Origin of the sequence: Flintibacter porci, from assembly GCF_041925195.1 — a bacterium.
GTDB classification, from domain to species: domain Bacteria; phylum Bacillota; class Clostridia; order Oscillospirales; family Oscillospiraceae; genus Lawsonibacter; species Lawsonibacter porci.
In genome coordinates this window covers 192,566-210,740 of record NZ_JBHEVB010000004.1, presented here as the reverse complement: position 1 = coordinate 210,740, position 18,175 = coordinate 192,566, and the positions used below count along the sequence as shown (strand labels likewise).

Below are 18,175 nucleotides of genomic sequence, written 5' to 3'. Positions count from 1 at the left end.
ACAGGGGTGCTGTTGTTAACGGTTTTTTGAAAAAATCAGTAGTTCTCGCAGTGGATCTCGAAGAAGCTCTGGCTGTACCGGCAGGTGGGGCACACCTCGGGGGCAGCGGTGCCCACCACGATGTGGCCGCAGTTGCGGCACTCCCAAACCTTGACCTCGCTCTTCTCAAAGACCTGGGCGGTCTCCACATTGCGCAGCAGGGCGCGGTAGCGCTCCTCGTGGCGCTTCTCAATGGCAGCGACCAGGCGGAATTTGGCGGCCAGCTCGGGGAAACCCTCCTCCTCGGCGGTCTTGGCAAAGCCGTCATACATGTCCGTCCACTCGTAATTTTCACCCTCGGCGGCGTGGAGCAGATTGTGGGCGGTGTCTCCCAGGCCGCCCAGCTCCTCAAACCACAGCTTGGCGTGGGCCATCTCGTTTTCCGCGGTCTGCCGGAACAGGGCCGCGATCTGCTCATATCCCTCCTGCTGGGCTACCGTGGAGAAATAGGTGTACTTGTTGCGGGCCTGAGACTCTCCGGCAAAGGCGGCCTCCAGGTTTTTCTCAGTCTGAGTGCCGGCATACTTGCTGCCGCCCTTGGCAGGGGCCTGCTCCAGCTTTTCAAAGGAGGAGGCGGGCTGCTTGCACAGGGGGCAGGTAAAGTCCTCGGGCAGGGTCTCGCCCTCATAGATATAGCCGCAAATCTTACATTTCCACTTATTCATAGGTTTTTCGTCCTTTCTTTTTCTGATATCGCTGCGGTCGTAGTAGGTCGTATGCAGCATCTGTTCCGCCAGCTCGCTGAGGGGGTGACCATAGAAGGCCTCATAGACAGCCTTGATTTCCGGGTTTTCATGGCTGCTGCGCAGCGTCATGGAGCCGTCCCGCTGATACAGGGCCGAAATGCGGCTCTTGCGGGTCTCGTCGGCATTTTTCATCAGATCCTTGGGCTGTCCGCCGCCGCCGATGCAGCCTCCCGGACAGGCCATGACCTCCACAAAGTGGTACTGCTTTCCGCTTTCCTTCATGTGCTCCAGGAAGCGGCGGGCGTTGGCGGTGCCGTACACCACAGCCACCTGAAGGGTCAGATCACCGATGGTCACCTGAGCCTCACGAACGCCATCGTACCCGCGCACCGGGTCCAGCTGCAGCAGGGACTCCGGGGCGCTCTGGCCGGTGAGGTATGCGTAGGCGGTGCGCAGGGCAGCCTCCATCACGCCGCCGGTGTTGCCGAAGATCACGCCGGCTCCCGAGGCCTTGCCCATCAGGGAGTCGTAGGCGGAGTCCTCCAGAGCGGTCCAGTCGATGCCGGCGGCCTTGGCCCACCGGGCCAGCTCCCGGGTGGTGATGACCTGGTCGGTGTCCCGCATTTCCTGGATGCCGTGGTAGTCGCCGGCGGCGTGCATCTCCTCCCGCCGGACCTCGAATTTCTTGGCCGTACACGGAGTCAGAGTGACGTGGACGATCTGCCGGGGATCCAGTCCCATCTGTTTGGCAAAGTAGGTCTTAACCGTGGGACCCTGCATGCCGATGGGGCTTTTGGCAGTGGAGAGATGGGGCAGCAGTTCCGGGGCATAGATCTCAGTAAAGTGTACCCAGCCGGGACAGCAGCTGGTGAACTGGGGAAGGGGGCGATCCTTTTCCGTGATTCGGCGGATCAGCTCGCTGGCCTCCTCTACGATGGTCAGATCGGCGGCGAAGTTGGTGTCCAGCACATAGTCCACACCTAGAGCGCGGAGCAGGGCTACCATCTTGCCCTCCACAAAGGCGCCGGGTTCCATGCCGAATTCCTCGCCCAGAGCGGCGCGAACCGCCGGAGAGGTGCTGACCACCACCACCTTGTTGGGGTCGGCAATGGCCTGCTGTACCTGGGGACATTCGTCCCGCTCGGTGATGCTATCCACCGGGCAGACATTGGCGCACTGTCCGCAGTAGATACAGACCGCCTTCCCGCCGGTTTCCTCCAGCGAGTAGGTGCCCAGCACGCCCATCAGGTTGGTGCAGGCCTCCTTGCACATGCCGCAGCGGATACACTTTTCTTCCCAGCGCACGATGCTGGGGTTGTCCTCCTCAATGGGGACGCGGACGGATAAGGGTAGATGTTTCAGTTTCCTCACATTCCTTTCTGTTACGATAGGTCCCTGCATGGTTCCAACACGTCATGGGGGCATACCGCGGCTGAAATGCCGCACCCACGACGGATGGAGAACTTCTCTTTGATGTATTCAACAAGGAAATGCTTGTTTTTATAATTATTCTAATTCTATTATAAGAATAAACGATAAGAAGTCAAAACAAAATCAGACCAACCTAAAAAGGCATAGAGAAATTTGCTTCAAGGCTGCAGATTTATCTCAAACGTCTATGGGAAAAAATTATGTAAGCAGCCTTGGAAAACATTGTTCACCGGGGAAGGATGGTCGTTTGGATTCCTTTGTAAAACAGAGAGATAATTGGGCGTCGGGTACAGGCTTTGTATGGCCTGCAGAAAGCGCATAAGATGCTGTTTTAGATAGATGCCTCAGTATATCTAATTGATTCTGCGCGTGTCAATGAAATAGGCTTATCTTATGAAAACTTAAGGTAGAAGTGTCATAAAAGGATGGGATCAGAAAATTTGAAAGTGCTTGCGTATGCGCAGGTGTTTGTTGAGAAAAAATTAGGATAATATTTATACTAATAGACCCTCAAATAGCAAAATACGCGGCAATCAATTTCAATGATTGCCGCGTATTTTGTTGATAAGATGGTAGAAAATGAACGCTTACCGAATGCGAGCCAGCTTCATAAGATAATGGCGGTCGTATGTGGTCAAGGGCATCAAGAATAGGTCACCCTTAGAGTTCCCGCACATGCCATGGGCGCGGATTGGAGAATTATAAAATCCAATCTGTGCCTCTACTTCCAGATCCATATTGACAATGGTCACGCCGCCGCCTCGCTCGGCAATATAGACATAATCGTTGTCTGCCCAGATTTCAGTGGGCTGGTACAGGTTATCCTCCAAATAGGCAAGGAGCTCGCCATTTTCGTTGAACACATGGACTCGGTTCCCTTCACGATCGCCGACCCATAGACGGCCCAGGCGGTCGCACCAAATGCAGTGAGGGATAATAAATTTTCCGGGTTCGTCTCCATGGCCACCCCAGGTCTTTAGAAGAGTACCATCGGGAGAGAAACGATGAATGGAAGCATTTCCGTAGCCGTCGCTGACAAAAATATCACCCTGAGGCCCAACCACCACACCAGTGGGACGGTTAAAGGGTGGTGCGGCGCGCTTAATGCTTTGTAGTCCAAGGCTAAAGGCCCAGTTGTTATCAAACACGACGTCAGTGGGGATCAGCTTGCCTTGGCGCTGCAGCTTGCGCCAGATATTCGGATCATAGCCGCTGTCACTGGGGACGCCCAGGTTGCCCAGGTCTCGCAGCAGCTCTCCGTCCGTTGTCAGCTCCCGAACCACATGCAATGCTGTATCAGGACATAGGAGGGTGTTTTGGGGAGTTACGCAGATTCCATGAGTTTCTTGGAACAATCCTTTGCCAAAATCTTTTACGTAATTTCCCTGGGCATCCAGCATAACAATGGGATGTTGTAAATTGCGGGAGGTCAAAAATAGATTGTCTTCTTTGTCGCAACAGCCGCTGGGGTACATAGTAAATTCATAGCCTTCAGGAAAACGGCCATAATCGGGGATCAATTCATAGGTAAACGAGCCGGAAGTAAATACTGTTTTCGTAGATGCATCACGGTTTGCGATTCCGCGCATTTGTTTCATCAAATTGCCCTCCTTTTATACTAAACACGGCTGCAGTACAGGAGATTCCATATCCAGAGCGCTCCTTAAGAAGCGGTTGTTAGACCGCAAAATTTCTTTCCAATTTTCCTGCCCGGTATACCAAAACTCACCTACGAACATACATGCCCCTAAGCGATGTGTCAAGGGAGCGAGCGTATCGAAGTCTACGTGGCCTGTCCCGAAAGGAACTTCCCGGAACACACCTGGGGTCGTTTCCTTTAGATGAACAGCAATAATGTGACCTGCGCCAAATTGCAGATCCTGGCATACATCGCTTTCGTACTGAACGGCGGCGTTGGTCAGATTTCCAATGTCCGGGTAGACCTGCAAATAAGGAGAATGAATTTGATTGACCCAATACATGGCCTTGGTTACGGTGTTCATAAATGGGGTTTCCATGGTCTCAAAACCCAAGACCACCCCTTCGCGAGCAGCCATCTGAACACAGATATCTAAATTTTTAGCAAAATTTTCACGGGTCTGCGGACTGGAAGGCTCGTAATAGACATCATAACCCGCAAGTTGAATCAGTCGGATACCAAGACGGGAGGCAAGCTGAATGGCTTTTTCCATGATTTGAAGGCTTTGCTTTTGTACCTCGGGGTCAGGGTGGCCAAGAGGGTATTTCCGATGACCACTCAAGCAGATGGAGCCAATAGGGATTCCCTGTTCAATTTGAGCGTTGCAGAGAGCTTCAATTTCTTCCTGTCCCCAGTCCAAACGGGACAGCTTTTCGTCTGACTCGTCAATGGATAGCTCCAAGTAATCGAAGCCTGCTTTTTTTGCCTCTGCTAATTTTTCTGGCAGAGATAACGTATTTGGCATGCTCTTTTCATACAGTCCAAGACGGTAAGCCTTCATGATGTACGCTCCTCCTTTCGCACTGTAAATAAGGCACCCTCATCTTTTTGACGGTTCGCGGTTAGGACATAGTCTGTTTCTCCATCCCCAAAGACCGCGACATTACTGGGACCAAATCCGCGTTCAATGACTACTTCTTTTGGGCCTTGAGAAGTCCATCGGATTAAGAACAATTCCTTGTCCAGCGCCCGGCATCCGGCAAGAAAAACATTTTCTCCGCACAGAGACCCGCCCCAGATGGCGTGGAGAAAGTCAACGGGCGTGGGATAGCGATAAATTTCCTGATAGTGGCCATCGAATTTTTTATAAATAACGAACTCGTTGCCATGGAAGGGCTGAATGACAGCCAACTCCTCCTCGCCATCGTTGTCCAGGTCGCACACGGCTACATCGGAAGCGGGAACATCCAATAGCTTTTCTATTTCCCAAGGCTGGCCCGGATGTAGCGGAGGAGTAATTTGGAAGACGCCCTGATCACAGGCGGTGTAGCACATAGAGTAGTCCTCACGCTCTACACGGAAGTAGCCGTGATTGCGGCTCATACCCACAGCGATGGTTTCCAGTTGAGCCGGTGGAGTGAAATCAGTATTAATAGGAGCAGCGACCAGAGTTCCTGGTTTAGACCAGTCAGCCTGCTCTTGATCTGTGGTAGAAAGAATGCAGCCAAGGAAATAGTTTTGGCCTCCGCGTTGAAGAATGTCAAATCTATGTACATAGGGCAACTGCATCCAAAGCTGCTGCTGCCATTGTCCATTGATCCGCATGACACGCATAATTCTGGCGTGAAGTGCGGAAAAATTAGGAAGAAACAGTTGTGTGGCTAAAAAGTCTCCATTGGTCCCCGGCAGAGGAACGATAGACATGGTTCCACCAGGCTCCTGCCATACGGTTTCACATTCCATACTTTGAGCATCAATACAGTAGCAAGGCCCAATATCATCAGTAGCCAGTACATACTTCAAGCGGCCATCCTGCATCAGCGGCGACACAGCATAACAGCAAGGGAGATGACAAAGATGCTGCTTTTGAAATTTCATGGGTGTTTCCTCCTTGCAGATCAACGCTGTCCATAGTAGGCGCCGGGGCCGTGTTTGCGCAGATAGTGCTTGTCCAGCAGCTCCTGCTGCATGGGAGGCAGCCCGGGAGTCAGGGCCATGGCATGGAAATCCATGAACGCGCACTCCTCCAACACTACCGCATTATGTACCGCGTTGAAGGGATCCGTACCCCAGGTAAAAGGACCATGGCTGTGGACCAAGACCGCCGGAACCTGAGCCGGGTCAATATTTCGGGTATGGAAGGTCTCGATAATGACGTTGCCCGTCTCCAGCTCATACTTGCCGGCAATCTCCTCGGGAGTCATTTTCCGGGTGCAGGGAATCTCCCCATAGAAATAATCCCCCTGGGTGGTGCCCATAGCAGATACCCCCTTGCCTGCCTGGGCAAAGGAGGTAGCCCAGCGGCTGTGGGTGTGGACGATACCGCCCAGAGTGGGGAAGGCGTTATAGAGGGCCACGTGGGTATCGGTGTCGCTGGATGGCTTCCACTTGCCCTCCACCCGCTCGCCAGTTTCCAGACTGACTACCACCATGTCCTCCGGCTTCATGTTGTCGTACTCCACGCCGGAGGGCTTGATGACCATCAAACCCTTCTCCCGGTCTACACCGGACACATTGCCCCAGGTGAAGGTGACCAGGCCGTGCTTGGGCAGAAGCAAATTTGCCTCACACACCTGTTTTTTCAGTTCTTCCAGCATATAAACAACTCCTTATATTTCTAATCAGACAATAAAACGATCCCAAATGGTGTCCAAAGCGGAAGAGATTGCCTGATAAGTTTCAAATTTAGCCTGATAAATTGCATGTCGGTCCGGATCTGGAAGAATAGGTGTTCCCATGCGTACCATTGACTGAGCGGCTTGAGAGTAATCGATGTAGATACCTGCTGCAACTCCGGCGGCCATTGCACAGCCAAGAGCACCCAACTCCCGTACACCGGAAACCTGCTGAATAGGCAGGTTCAGAACATCGGCGAACATTTGAGACCAGACTGCAGAATTTGCTGCGCCGCCGCCCATGCGGATGAATGATGGCGCTTGACGAGCGGTCAGAAGACGATCGATGTGTACCTTGTGTGAGAAGGCAACCCCCTCGAACACAGCTCGCAGCATATGGGCGGCGGTGTGATAGGATGTCAGCCCTAAAAAGCTGGCTTTCGCAAGTGGATGGGCATTAGAACCATAAAGAAATGGAAGATAATAGACTTGGCAGTCCTCTGGCGAGATCGAATACACCAGATGATTAACGCCATCGTAAAGAGACTCTCCCTGGGGCAGATCAAGACCGGCGGCCAGTTGTTTCAGATTCCATTCCAGGTTACCCGCGCTGGTGGGACTACACTCTTCCAGCAGGTAGTAGCCGGGGATAGCGTACAGAGAATTCATGGCTACCTTTGTGCCGAGCTTGGGTTGTGTGGAAATGAATTCGTTGATGCTCCATGTGCCGGTAATGGTGCAGAGCTGATCTGGAGAGGTCACGGCCATAGCGATTGCGCAGGCGTCGATATCGAACATGCCGCCTGCTACTGGTGTGCCAGGGCAAAGGCCGGTCAGAGCGGCGGCCTCTGGCGTGACCTGGCCGCACAGATCAAAGGAGCGACATAGGGGAGGGATCATTTCTGCTGCCTCCTCAATGCCCAGTGTCCGCAGCAGTTGAGAGTCGATACATTGATTTTTTACATCCATCAGTCCGGAGCCGGAGAGATCGGTGCACTCACTTAGGGCGGTGCCGGTGAGACGGAAGCGAATGTAATCTTTAATAGAAAAGACCCATTGGATATTTTGATAAACTGTGGGTTCGTGATCTTTCAGCCAAGCCAGCAGGGCAGAAGGCTGGCAGGCTAATTGCTGCTGGCAGAGTTGGGGGTAAAGCTGGCTGAAAATACCGGATTCTTTCCAACGCCCTGGGTAGGACCATGCTCGGTTATCGGTAGAAGCGATTCCAGGATAGGCAGGGCGCCCATCTTTTCCCCAGAGATACAATCCTTTTCCGTGGCCGCACACAGCAAGGGCGGTTACTTCTTCTGGAGAGATGGCTGCTTGTTTCAAAACCTGGCGGATGCAGGCGCAGTTTTTCTGCCACACTTCTTCCATATCTCGCTGCTGATACCCAGGCTGAGGGGAAAATACAGGGGTGTGTTGGAAGGCGACAGCTATTTCCTTCCCATCCAGCCGGTAGAGAGCAGCTTTGATTACCGTCCCTCCATTATCAATCCCCATTAAATATCGAGCCATCAAATCACTCCTCATGTGAAATTGTTCTCATTGGGTGAGTGGGTATAGGGATTTGGGAACTTGGAAGGAGCTGTGCCCCTTCCAAGTCCACCAAAAGCCGGGAAGGTTACTTTTTAGCAGCCTTGTAGTCAGGGTTAAGAATATGAGGAGAATCCTTGCCATCATAGAAGTCGGCAGTAATGTCGATGGCCATTTTATAGGTGTTCCAGAGGGATTCTACGGTCTGGCTGGAGAAATGGGGACTGAGAATCAAATTATCCAGCTCCAGCAGTTTGCTGTCTGCGGGCAGCGGTTCGACTGCGTAAACATCCAAACCTGCACCGCGGATCTGTCCTGACTTCAGGGCATCGTACAGGGCGTCTTCATCGATGATGTTTCCGCGGGCTGTATTGACAATCACAGAAGTCGGTTTCATCTGAGCCAAACGCTCGGCATTGACCATGTGATGGGTTTCTGCACTATATGGGACATGTACACTGATGGCGTCAGCAGTAGTAAACAGTTCATCCAAATCTACCAGGCGCACACCAAGTTCACGGGCCAAAGCTTCATTGGGATAGGGATCGTAAGCGATTACCGTGCAGCCTAACCCCAGCATCAGTTTGGCCAGCAAGCGGCCGATGGCACCAAAACCAAGGATGCCGATAGTAGCGCCTGCGGTTTCGTTGGCAATATACTTATCCCAGTGGCCAGTTTCAATGCAGCGGTGGCGGTTAGGCTGGAGTTCACGGCGGCAGGCCAGAATCAGAGTCAAGGCCATTTCCGCCACGCCGCTGGCATTGGCACCTGTAGTCCGTGCAACCGCAATCCCATGGCGGCTGGCGGCGGCCAGATCTACCTTGTCAAAGCCGACACCAAAACGAACCAACAGAGGGCACTTGCCTTCAATGGCGCTAAAAATTTCTTCTCCATAGGGTTCGACATCAATAAGTCCCATGTCGGACTCCTGAAGGCAACGGATTACAGCGTCCTGGTCAAAAGGCTTTTGAGGGACCCAGCTGTAATCAAACCCTTTTTGTGCCGCATACTCCTTTGCTTGCTGGTTTAGAGCATCGAATACAGGGGAGGGTTCGCCGAAGAAGGACACAATTTTTTTCATGGTGATCTTCCTTTCTTTATTTCATGCTTTCTGCAAAAAAACTTGAAAAATATTGGAAAATTGCAGCAGAAGCAAATATTGACAAATTGTGTTTTATATTGAATACTATCTTAAGAAATGAACTAAAAGCTGCAGGGAGGTAATGGACATGGCACGGAGAAAAGGACCTCAGTCCAAGCAGGCTTATATATATATCAAATCGAAGATACTCAGCTTTGAACTTCCTCCGGGAGCTGCCGTATCGGACCATGCGCTGGCCCAGGAACTGAATATGAGCCGCTCACCAGTCCGAGAAGCAATTTTTATGCTGACCAGCGATGGCTTGATTGTTCCTACCGACACCGGTGCACAAGTGGCGCCAATGACTTTAACGGACATAGTTGAAATCTGTCAGGTAAGAAAGGCTGTAGAAATAGCGGCGGTCAATATTTTGCTGGATAATGGTGGAGGCACTGCAACTCAAAGAAATAAATTGACCGATATTTATAAAAAGCTGCAGAGCACAACGGATGCGCTTCAGAATTATCAGTACGATGATTTGTTCCATGGAGAGATTATGGAAATGGCTAACAATAGCCGTTTGGCTGAGATTTCAAATCGAATGAGACTTCAAATTTATCGTGCAAGATGGCTGAGCTTTATAGTGCCATCCCGTATGGAAGAGGCGCGGGAGGAGCATAAAAACATTTATCAAGCACTGATGGATAACGATCGTCAAGCCAGTGTGGAGAGTTTGACAATCCATCTGGACCGCAGTGAGAACAATTTCAAGGAAGTACTCTCCAGTCCTCAGTACAATCCGCAGTTTAATCTTGCTATGGCGCATATTACAAATATTTACAAGCAGGAACATCGACTGTGAATTTGTTAGATTTCTTGATTTTAATTTAAAAAAGCACTCACATATAAAATCACAACAAATAAACCTGAATTAGAACGAAATGTAGCTGTATTTAGGGCCGTATTTGCAAATATAACCTTTAAAATGAGGCGAATTTGCTGCGGCCCTAAATTAAACTCAAAATTGAATACAATTTAATATACAATTTTTTGGAGCGAAAAGCAAGAAACAAAGAGGGGACAAAAGCGCCAAATAAACAAGCTGCAATTTATTGAATCTGACATTTTTGGATTAAAGGAGCAATAAAAATATAAAAAGAGCTATGATTTTGTGTAAAGCGACGACAAAATAAAAAGAGGATTTTGCAACATATTTCGCTAAATTCTGCAAATAAAAAAGAAATTAAACGCGAATTTTCAATTTGATTTTCAAATTAGATCAAAAGAGTATATCGAAACCAACAAAAAAAGAAAAAGAGAATTGACATTTCTTATCATTCTGCTACAATGTGGATTGAAAACAAAATTGTATTCAATTAACAATACCGAACTGGAAGAATGTATAATCGTCATGAGGATGTGAGAGCAATGTATATTAGCTGCTGTGCATCCGCCTCCCTGTGTCAGCTTGTTGCAGAATGCGGATTTGACCGCGTGGTACTCTCGGCCAGTGAACTGGAACGCAGCTCACAAGAGCAGATACAGGGATTGTCCCGTACCTTGAATCATTTTCATTTAACTTGTCGGTCCCTAAATGACTTTTGTCCTCCGGAACTGAAGTTGTGTGGACCGGAATACAAACTGGGGCAGGTGGAGCAGTACGTTTCTAACTTGGCCCCACGAGCAGCAGAGCTTGGTATTACGCAAATTGGGATTGGGGCGCCTCTCTCCAGAAAGATTCCCTCTAAATTCCCAAGAAAGTTGGCTGACGAACAGCTGCTGGAATGCATGTGCCGTGCTGCAGAGATTTGCAAGCCGTATCAGATTCGAATTTTGATGGAGCCCATCTGCAGCCAGATGACAAATGTACTTAACAGCACAAAAGATACTTTCCAATTTATTCAGCTTTGCAATGACTTAGGTATGATTTATGATATCTATCATGCGTGGATGATGGGAGAGGATCCGGCAGCGGTGCTGCCTGCCATGGACAAGATAGAGATGGTTCATATTGCACATGCGAGTAACGGACGTTACCCACTGACGAGAGGGAATATCCACTACTATTTGCCCTACCTGCAGATGCTGCAGGAGTTAGGCTATCAAGGTGAGATTGCTATTGAGTGTGGTATGACTCAGATGATCCCAGCTCTGCTGGCGGAAAGTTACCATGTATTAAAGGAAGTCAGTGCACCGAACTATCAAGTTGCAATTTGCTGAGTACCATTTAGGAAGAGGAAAGAAGGAGGATAGCTCACATGGAATCACTTTGGATTCAAAATGGTAATGTTGTTTTACCAGATCGGGTAGTAAAAGCATCTTTGCTGATTCAAGAGGGAAAGATTGCTGGTATTTTTGAGGGCACACCGGCTCCGGAAGGATGCACGATAGTGGATGCAGAAGGGAAAATGGTTCTTCCTGGGCTGATTGATACCCATGTCCATATGACAGATCCAGGTCCCTTCAATTATCGGGAGGACTGGGCTCATGGTTCCCGATGTGCAGCTTCCGGAGGAATTACCACGATCGCAGATATGCCTCTTCCCAGTACTGCTGTGCTGGGGAAAGAGGGGTTTGAAGCAAAGTACAACACTGCGAATGAACACTCGGTGGTGGATTTCGCATTGTGGGGCGGTATTAACCCCAAAAATTTGGACAAGCTGCCTGAGCTGAATGAACTGGGTTGTGTTGGTTATAAGGGCTTTATGTGTTTTGCCACCGAGGAGTATCCCCAGATCACCGACGGGTATCTGGTGGAAGGAATGAAGCTGGTAAAAGAGTTTGACGGACTCATTGGTGTGCACGCAGAAAATGCGGAAGTGGCCGCTATGGGATGCGACCGGTTTTCCCAAATGGGCTGCCAGGATGAGGCGATGTTTGATGAAGCCAGACCTTGGTGGACGGAATATGAGGCAATCCAGCGGGCAGTTCTTTTTTCTAAGGTGACCGGTGCACGGTTGGAAGTGTGCCACACTACCATTCCGCAGGGCATGCAGTTTTTGAAGCAGGCCAAGAGTGAAGGTGTGCACGTCTATGTGGAGAGCTGTCCCCACTATCTGATTTTCGATAAGACGATTCTCAGAGAGAAAAAATCCTTTGCGAAATGCACACCTCCCTTCCGTAGCCGGGAATACGTGGATAAGCTCTGGGATTATGTGCTGGACGGAACGGTAGATGTGCTGGGCTCTGATCACGGACCGTTCACAGATGAAGAAAAGGTTCAGCAGGGTGATTTCTGGAAGGAGTTCTGCGGTTTTGGCTGCTTTGATGCAACGCTGGCGGCCATGATTACCGAGGGCGTACATAAGCGAGGCATGAGCTGGTGTCGTTTGGCGGAGCTTATGTCCACAAATGCCGCTAAAATGTTCCAGCTGTATCCTCGCAAGGGCAATCTGTTGCCTGGAGCAGATGCCGATATCGTTTTGGTAGATCCGAATGTCCAGTGGGTCTACGATGGAGCGAAGTCCTTCTCCAAAACAAAGAGTACGAAGGGCGTATACCAGGGGATGAACTTCCAGGGCAAGGTTGCTGCTACCTATGTGCGGGGGCAGTTGGTGTACAACGGCACAGAAATTGTGGTGCCGGATGGCTACGGAGAGTTTATCCGCCGCCGATAAAAACACCACCCTACAAAAGAAAGCAGGATGGTAGAAATGAATGTTGATGTAATTTTTCACGGTGGTTTTGTCATCACCATGGAAGGTCCGGGAACAGGGATTATCAACAATGGTGCAGTAGCAGTAAAGGGGAACAAGATCGTCGCAGTTGGAGAAAGCGAGGATGTGCTCAAAGAATACACTGCCCACCGATATATCAATGCTGCCGGAAAGGCTATTATGCCTGGGTTTGTAGATGCCCACATTCATACCGGTGATGTAATCGTTCGTAGTTGTGCGCAGGATATTCCGGGCGATATTTGGCGCATCCACGGCATATTGCCATTGCTTGGCCTGGCCCAGGATGAGGACTATGTTATCGGGTCGCGGCTGAATATTATTGAGGCGCTGAAAGCGGGTACTACGACCTTCGGTGATTTTTACAGCCCCATGTCCTCTATTGTTCAGAACTATATTGACTTGGGTGCAAGAGCCTGTGTCAGTGATATGATCAATGAGATGCCCAAGGATACCATTGGGATTTCTCCCGATGAACTGCTTCCGCTGGACAGCACAGTGGGAAATCAGAAGCTGGAAAGTAATATCAAACTGGTGGAACAGTACCATCAGAGCCATGAGGGACGTATCACCTGCAGATTTGGTATGCACACGGTGGAATACTGCACCGTGGAGCTGCTAAAGGAGATCAAGGCTTGTGCAGATAAGTACCAAGTCGGAATTAATACACACCTGTCCCAGAGTAATGGTGAAAACCGGCAGTGTATGATGCGCAACGGCTGCAGGCCGACTCAGTTGCTCCAAGAACTTGGATATCTGGGGCCCAAACTGATTGCCGCTCACCTGACTTGCGCCACCGATGATGAGATACGTACAGTGGCACAGTCTGGTACTGCCATGGTCTTGTGCATGGGAAGCAATATGCTGGTAGATGGCTCGCTGCCGCCGGCAAGAAAGTATGCTGAGTATGGCGGTACAGTTGCTCTGGCTACTGACCAGGCCAATAACAGCACCTGTATGTTCGGAGAAATGAAGTGCGCATCTTTGTCCACCAAGCACGCTACACAAGATGGCACACAGATGCCGGCCTGGAAGGTGCTTCGGATGGCCACCATTGAGGGTGCTAAAGCACTGATGATGGATGACAAAATTGGATCGCTAAAGGCAGGCAAGCTGGCTGACATTATTATGATTGACCTGTCCTATCCAAACTTGAACCCCATTTACACCTTCCCCATCCGCAATCTGATTCCCAATCTGGTGTATTCTGCTCGAGGGCACGAGGTGGAACTGGTCATGGTGAATGGTAAGGTAGTGGTAGAAAATCATGTTCTCTTGACCGAAGACGAAAAGACGGTAATTCAAAAGGCTAACCAGTCGGCGGAGCGCATATCCGGAGAATTGGCCCAAAACGAATGGTCCAAAGATCTTCCGCTGGCTAGGATGACTAGCGAAGGATACTATTAAGTGTTTTTACAGTAGCGGAAAATTCCCGTTACAAAGCAGAACAAAAACCAAATATAAGATCGGGAAATAAGGAACCCCCGCACCCCCGCCTCTCCCGATTTTATAGATACAAAAACAGGAGGGATAAAGATGAAAAAGATCCTAAGCACAGTTCTCGCTCTTGCAATGGTAGTTTCTTTAGGGGCCTGCGGTAGTTCCGGCGGTGGCAGCAGTAGCGGCAGCGGAAGTGGTTCCGGAGATACCATTAAAATCGGCTACTTCAGCGATATGTCCTCTGCCGATGGATACATTGGCATGGCTGGCCGTTACGCCATCGAGGACCGCATCGAAGAGCTGAACGCTCAGGGAGGCCTGCTGGGCAAGCAGCTGGAACTGGTTGCCTATGATAACGCGGGTAAAAACGAAGAGGTCGTTAATATTGTCAACCGGCTGTGCTACAGCGACAAAGTGAATGTTATTCTTGGTCCTACCTCTAGTGCGCACGCGATTGCTGCTGCTCCTGTGGTGAATGAGGCGGGCGTTCCTATGATCTCCCTGTCCGCCACCAACCAGGCGGTCACTGTGGATGACAATGGTAATGTACAGCCCTATGTGTTCCGTGTTTGCTTCATCGATCCGTATCAGGGTACTGCTCTGGCTGACTTCGCTTACAATGATTTGGGTGCTCCCGTAGTTGGTTCTCTGGCTCCTCTGGAAGACAGCTATGCTCAGGGCCTGTCCTCTTACTTTGCTGAGCAGTACGAGAGCCTGGGCGGCGAGATCGCCAAGCAGCTGGGCTACCGTGCTGGCGAGGTGGAGTTCCGTGCTCAGCTGACTGATCTGGCCAATGCCGGCGTAGAGGTCGTATTCGTCCCCTGTACTGCTTATAAGGATGCTGCCTTTATGGTGCAGCAGGCCAGCGATCTGGGGCTGGACTTTACCTGGCTGTTTGGTGATGCCGTGTACTCCAACGAGCTTCTGGAGAATGTGGGCGACCTGCTGGACGGCAAGTGCTATCTCTCCAACGGTGTAAACGACATGGGCGGCCAGTATGATGAGTACTACGCTTCCTTTAATAAGAAGCATACGGATCAGAGTGCTAACATCTATGCTCTGTACGGCATGGACGCCATGATGGCTGCCGAGTATGCCATCACTGCCGGCAACTCTGCAGATCCCGCTTCCATTCGCGATCAGCTGGAAAATATGAAGGATGCACCTCTGTTTACCTTCACGATGACCATGGAGCCTGAAACTCACAACCCCCACAACAAGCCGGTCTCCATCCTGACCATTCAGGACGGTGAGTATCAGTTCTACAAGGAGTACACTCCCGAGGGTTGATTTTGAGACCACATACCCATTGGTAAGTGTCGAGACATGATGAGATGTGCTGCCCTTCCAACGTGGAAGGGCAGCACACTTAAAAAGGAAATTAGACCGATAATGTGTGGAATTTTGTCGTTATACCACAAATCCTGTTTTTGCTGATGAATTTCTTGTCCGGGAGGGGGCTTCTGCAATGGCTTCAATTATACAGCAGCTGATCACCGGTATATCCATTGGCAGTATCTATGCATTGCTGGCCGTAGGATATGCACTGATCTACAGTATTTTCGACTTTACAAACTTTGCATTTGGCTCTTTGATGATGTGCTGTGCCTATGCATCGTTCTTTGCGATTTCTTATTTTGGCTTACCGCTTCCTGTAGCGCTGGCTATTATTTTGGTCTGCGGTATCGTTATTTCTGTCGTAACCGAGTTGGTTGCTTATCGTCCCATGAGAAATAAAAACGCATCCCGGCTGTTTCTGATGATTGCAGCCATGGGTGTGGATTTGATCCTTACCTATACATGCGTCAATCTGTTCAGCACCAACGTTCGTCCGTTGAGTGTTGAGTTCTTGGTAGGATCCGTTAAATTTGGAAATGTGTCCATTGCTAAGCTGGATATCTGCTCCGCGATCGTAGCACTGATCCTGTTGCTTCTGTTGTGGACTCTGCTATACAAGTCCAAGTATGGTATTGCGATTCGAGCTTCTTCTGTGGATACCAAAACTGCTGGGCTGATGGGTATTAACGTAAATGTGATCTCTCTGATTGTATTTGCTTTGTCTGGCGTGATGGCTGCTTTTGCGGGAATGTTTTTCGGACTGAAATATGCCGTATACCCCACATTGGGAACGATCTCCAACAAAGCGTTTATCTCCAGCGTGATCGGCGGCCTGGGAAGCCTGCCCGGTGCCGTAATCGGCGCTTTGCTGCTGGGTGTCCTGGAAACGATGATTACTGGCTTTGTGTCTTCCGCCTGGCGTGATGTGTTTTCCTTCTCCCTGATGATCGTGATTTTGATTTTCCGTCCGTTCGGTCTGATGGGTAAGAGTAAGGGCGAAAAGATTTAAGGGGGGACTGGAATGTATTACGCACTGAGTATTGCCACAGTTGCTGGCATCAATGTTATCTGCGTGTCCGGTCTGACGCTTCTGACTGGCTTTACAGGGATGTTCTCTATGGGACACGCAGGATTTATGGCGGTAGGCGGCTATGTGTCTGCATGCCTAAGCATTTACTTAAATGTTCCCTTTGTGCTGGCTGTATTCCTGGGTGGTGTTGCAGCAGCCCTGTCCAGTTTGATTGTAGGTATTCCTACACTGAGAAACCGACTGACCGGCGACTGTTTTGCCATTGCCATGCTGGGATTCGGTGAAGTGATTCGCCTTTTGTCCAGTAATATCTATCCGTTTATCAACGGTGCCTTAGGTTTGACTGGTATTCCCAAAAAGACCACGTTCACAGTGGTTGTCGTGGCTGTGATTATTGTGATTTATCTGCTGAGAAATTACACCAAGTCACAGTACGGCAAAAACCTGGTTGCCATTCAGCAGCAGGAAGTAGCCGCTGAGATGATGGGAATCAATGTAGTGAACTCCAAGCTGTGGTCTTTGGCGTTGAGTGCGTTCTTCACCGGCGTAGGTGGTGCACTGTTTGGATTCTACATGACTTGTTTGTATCCCTCCAACTTCACCTCCACAAAGTCTACTGACCTGACTGCTGCTGTGGTCTTTGGCGGAACCAACTCCATTACTGGCCCCACGATTGCGGCAATTCTGCTGATTGTATTCCCCGAGGTGCTTCGAGCATTTGATACATGGCGTTTCGTGATTTATGGACTGCTGTTTGTAGTCATTATGCTGTTTAAGCCCGAAGGTCTGCTGGGATATAAGGAATTTTCTTTCCGTGGGATTATTCGTTGGTGCAAAAATTTGCCCAGCAAGTTAGGAGGGAAAAAACATGTCGGATAAAGTTCTTTTTGAACTGAAAGATATTTCTGTACAGTTCGGTGGTTTGCGGGCATCTGATCATGTATCCTTCCAGGTAAAAGAGGGGGAAATTTTTGGCCTGATTGGACCCAATGGCGCTGGTAAGACCACGATCTTCAATGTAATTACCGGAAATGTAACGCCGGTAGAGGGCGATGTTCTGTTGGATGGGAAATCCCTGCTGTCTATGGCACCGGATAAAATTGCGCGTACAGGTATTAGCCGTACATTTCAGAATATCCGGCTTTTTCCCAAGATGACGGTAGCGGAGAATATTTCCATTGGATTTCATTGTGTTCCGATGTATTCTCGCTTGGAGGCGTTGCTGGGACTGCCCAGTGTACGCAGAGCGGAGCGGGAAGTGAATCGGAAGGTAGAAGAAATGCTGGAGATTTTTGGCCTGACTCAATACGCGAACATGCGGGCCGGAAACCTGGCCTATGGCTTGCAGCGAAAGTTGGAAATTGCCCGTGCGTTGGCGACTTCTCCTAAGCTGCTGTTGTTGGATGAGCCGGCGGCTGGTATGAACAATGACGAGTGCGTGGAGCTGGATAAGCTGCTGCGCCAGGTGCAGGAACGTTTCAAAGTAACTATGATCGTGATTGAACACCACATTGATTTGGTCTTTGGCCTGTGTGATCGAATCTGTGTGTTGAATCTGGGCAAAGTGCTGAAAACGGATATTCCTGAGAATATTCAGAATGATGAGCAGGTGATCCAGTCTTATCTGGGCAGCAGAATGGAGATGAGTAACGATGAGTAGTACAAA

At 50.0% G+C, this 18,175-nt stretch carries 15 protein-coding genes; 8 read left to right on the top strand and 7 right to left on the bottom strand.

The features are described from left to right. Positions 1–35 precede the first annotated feature (35 nt). From rbr to ACEVJL_RS05995, 7 genes are all read right to left on the bottom strand, one after another. The gene (rbr, locus tag ACEVJL_RS06025; RefSeq protein WP_374737195.1) at positions 36–2,126 is read right to left on the bottom strand and encodes a rubrerythrin; all 2,091 of its coding nucleotides are present in this window, start codon (positions 2,124–2,126) and stop codon (positions 36–38) included. Positions 2,127–2,743: 617 nt separating this feature from the next. Further along, positions 2,744–3,754 carry an NHL repeat-containing protein gene (locus ACEVJL_RS06020; protein ID WP_374737194.1) on the bottom strand — a complete coding sequence of 337 codons (1,011 nt, stop codon included), beginning with the start codon at positions 3,752–3,754 and terminating at the stop codon, positions 2,744–2,746. A 15-nt stretch (positions 3,755–3,769) separates the two neighbouring features. Beyond that, positions 3,770–4,636 (bottom strand): L-ribulose-5-phosphate 3-epimerase, encoded by an 867-nt coding sequence (locus ACEVJL_RS06015; RefSeq protein WP_374737193.1) that lies wholly within the window; start codon positions 4,634–4,636, stop codon positions 3,770–3,772. Further along, positions 4,633–5,673, bottom strand: coding sequence for a hypothetical protein (locus tag ACEVJL_RS06010; protein ID WP_374737192.1), 1,041 nt, complete (start codon positions 5,671–5,673; stop codon positions 4,633–4,635). The genes ACEVJL_RS06015 and ACEVJL_RS06010 overlap by 4 nt, the downstream gene beginning before the upstream one ends. A 20-nt stretch (positions 5,674–5,693) precedes the next feature. Next, a complete protein-coding gene (gene araD / locus ACEVJL_RS06005; RefSeq protein WP_374737191.1) occupies positions 5,694–6,392 on the bottom strand; it encodes an L-ribulose-5-phosphate 4-epimerase in 699 nt (232 codons plus the stop codon). Between the two features lie 24 nt (positions 6,393–6,416). Continuing rightward, complete coding sequence (locus ACEVJL_RS06000; RefSeq protein ID WP_374737235.1) at positions 6,417–7,928, bottom strand: FGGY-family carbohydrate kinase; 1,512 nt, start codon at positions 7,926–7,928, stop codon at positions 6,417–6,419. 106 nt (positions 7,929–8,034) lie between these two features. Continuing rightward, positions 8,035–9,027 (bottom strand): phosphoglycerate dehydrogenase, encoded by a 993-nt coding sequence (locus ACEVJL_RS05995; protein WP_374737190.1) that lies wholly within the window; start codon positions 9,025–9,027, stop codon positions 8,035–8,037. Between the two features lie 148 nt (positions 9,028–9,175). Between ACEVJL_RS05995 and ACEVJL_RS05990 the strand changes: the two genes are divergently transcribed. The 8 genes from ACEVJL_RS05990 (at position 9,176) to ACEVJL_RS05955 (ending at position 18,169) form a co-directional block, all read left to right on the top strand. Continuing rightward, complete coding sequence (locus tag ACEVJL_RS05990) at positions 9,176–9,889, top strand: GntR family transcriptional regulator (RefSeq protein ID WP_374737189.1); 714 nt, start codon at positions 9,176–9,178, stop codon at positions 9,887–9,889. Between the two features lie 566 nt (positions 9,890–10,455). Then, on the top strand, positions 10,456–11,247 hold the full coding sequence (locus tag ACEVJL_RS05985) for a sugar phosphate isomerase/epimerase family protein (protein WP_374737188.1): 792 nt from the start codon (positions 10,456–10,458) through the stop codon (positions 11,245–11,247). Positions 11,248–11,285: 38 nt separating this feature from the next. Next, a complete protein-coding gene (allB, locus tag ACEVJL_RS05980) occupies positions 11,286–12,644 on the top strand; it encodes an allantoinase AllB (protein ID WP_374737187.1) in 1,359 nt (452 codons plus the stop codon). 36 nt (positions 12,645–12,680) lie between these two features. Further along, positions 12,681–14,108 (top strand): amidohydrolase family protein, encoded by a 1,428-nt coding sequence (locus ACEVJL_RS05975; protein WP_374737186.1) that lies wholly within the window; start codon positions 12,681–12,683, stop codon positions 14,106–14,108. A gap of 129 nt (positions 14,109–14,237) precedes the next feature. Continuing rightward, positions 14,238–15,431, top strand: coding sequence for an ABC transporter substrate-binding protein (locus tag ACEVJL_RS05970; RefSeq protein WP_374737185.1), 1,194 nt, complete (start codon positions 14,238–14,240; stop codon positions 15,429–15,431). 178 nt (positions 15,432–15,609) lie between these two features. Continuing rightward, positions 15,610–16,488 (top strand): branched-chain amino acid ABC transporter permease, encoded by an 879-nt coding sequence (locus tag ACEVJL_RS05965; RefSeq protein WP_374737184.1) that lies wholly within the window; start codon positions 15,610–15,612, stop codon positions 16,486–16,488. A gap of 12 nt (positions 16,489–16,500) precedes the next feature. Continuing rightward, on the top strand, positions 16,501–17,388 hold the full coding sequence (locus ACEVJL_RS05960; RefSeq protein WP_374737183.1) for a branched-chain amino acid ABC transporter permease: 888 nt from the start codon (positions 16,501–16,503) through the stop codon (positions 17,386–17,388). Beyond that, positions 17,378–18,169, top strand: a complete 792-nt coding sequence (locus ACEVJL_RS05955; RefSeq protein WP_374737182.1) for an ABC transporter ATP-binding protein — start codon at positions 17,378–17,380, stop codon at positions 18,167–18,169. The genes ACEVJL_RS05960 and ACEVJL_RS05955 overlap by 11 nt, the downstream gene beginning before the upstream one ends. Positions 18,170–18,175 lie beyond the last annotated feature (6 nt).

Coding starts and splice junctions, on each gene's coding strand:
- ACEVJL_RS05965 (WP_374737184.1), top strand. CDS start 15,610: ATGGCTTCAATTATACAGCAGCTGATCACCGGTATATCCATTGGCAGT.
- araD (WP_374737191.1), bottom strand. CDS start 6,392: ATGCTGGAAGAACTGAAAAAACAGGTGTGTGAGGCAAATTTGCTTCTG.
- ACEVJL_RS06010 (WP_374737192.1), bottom strand. CDS start 5,673: ATGAAATTTCAAAAGCAGCATCTTTGTCATCTCCCTTGCTGTTATGCT.
- ACEVJL_RS05975 (WP_374737186.1), top strand. CDS start 12,681: ATGAATGTTGATGTAATTTTTCACGGTGGTTTTGTCATCACCATGGAA.
- ACEVJL_RS05955 (WP_374737182.1), top strand. CDS start 17,378: ATGTCGGATAAAGTTCTTTTTGAACTGAAAGATATTTCTGTACAGTTC.
- ACEVJL_RS05990 (WP_374737189.1), top strand. CDS start 9,176: ATGGCACGGAGAAAAGGACCTCAGTCCAAGCAGGCTTATATATATATC.
- allB (WP_374737187.1), top strand. CDS start 11,286: ATGGAATCACTTTGGATTCAAAATGGTAATGTTGTTTTACCAGATCGG.
- rbr (WP_374737195.1), bottom strand. CDS start 2,126: ATGCAGGGACCTATCGTAACAGAAAGGAATGTGAGGAAACTGAAACAT.
- ACEVJL_RS05970 (WP_374737185.1), top strand. CDS start 14,238: ATGAAAAAGATCCTAAGCACAGTTCTCGCTCTTGCAATGGTAGTTTCT.
- ACEVJL_RS06000 (WP_374737235.1), bottom strand. CDS start 7,928: ATGGCTCGATATTTAATGGGGATTGATAATGGAGGGACGGTAATCAAA.
- ACEVJL_RS06020 (WP_374737194.1), bottom strand. CDS start 3,754: ATGAAACAAATGCGCGGAATCGCAAACCGTGATGCATCTACGAAAACA.
- ACEVJL_RS06015 (WP_374737193.1), bottom strand. CDS start 4,636: ATGAAGGCTTACCGTCTTGGACTGTATGAAAAGAGCATGCCAAATACG.
- ACEVJL_RS05960 (WP_374737183.1), top strand. CDS start 16,501: ATGTATTACGCACTGAGTATTGCCACAGTTGCTGGCATCAATGTTATC.
- ACEVJL_RS05985 (WP_374737188.1), top strand. CDS start 10,456: ATGTATATTAGCTGCTGTGCATCCGCCTCCCTGTGTCAGCTTGTTGCA.
- ACEVJL_RS05995 (WP_374737190.1), bottom strand. CDS start 9,027: ATGAAAAAAATTGTGTCCTTCTTCGGCGAACCCTCCCCTGTATTCGAT.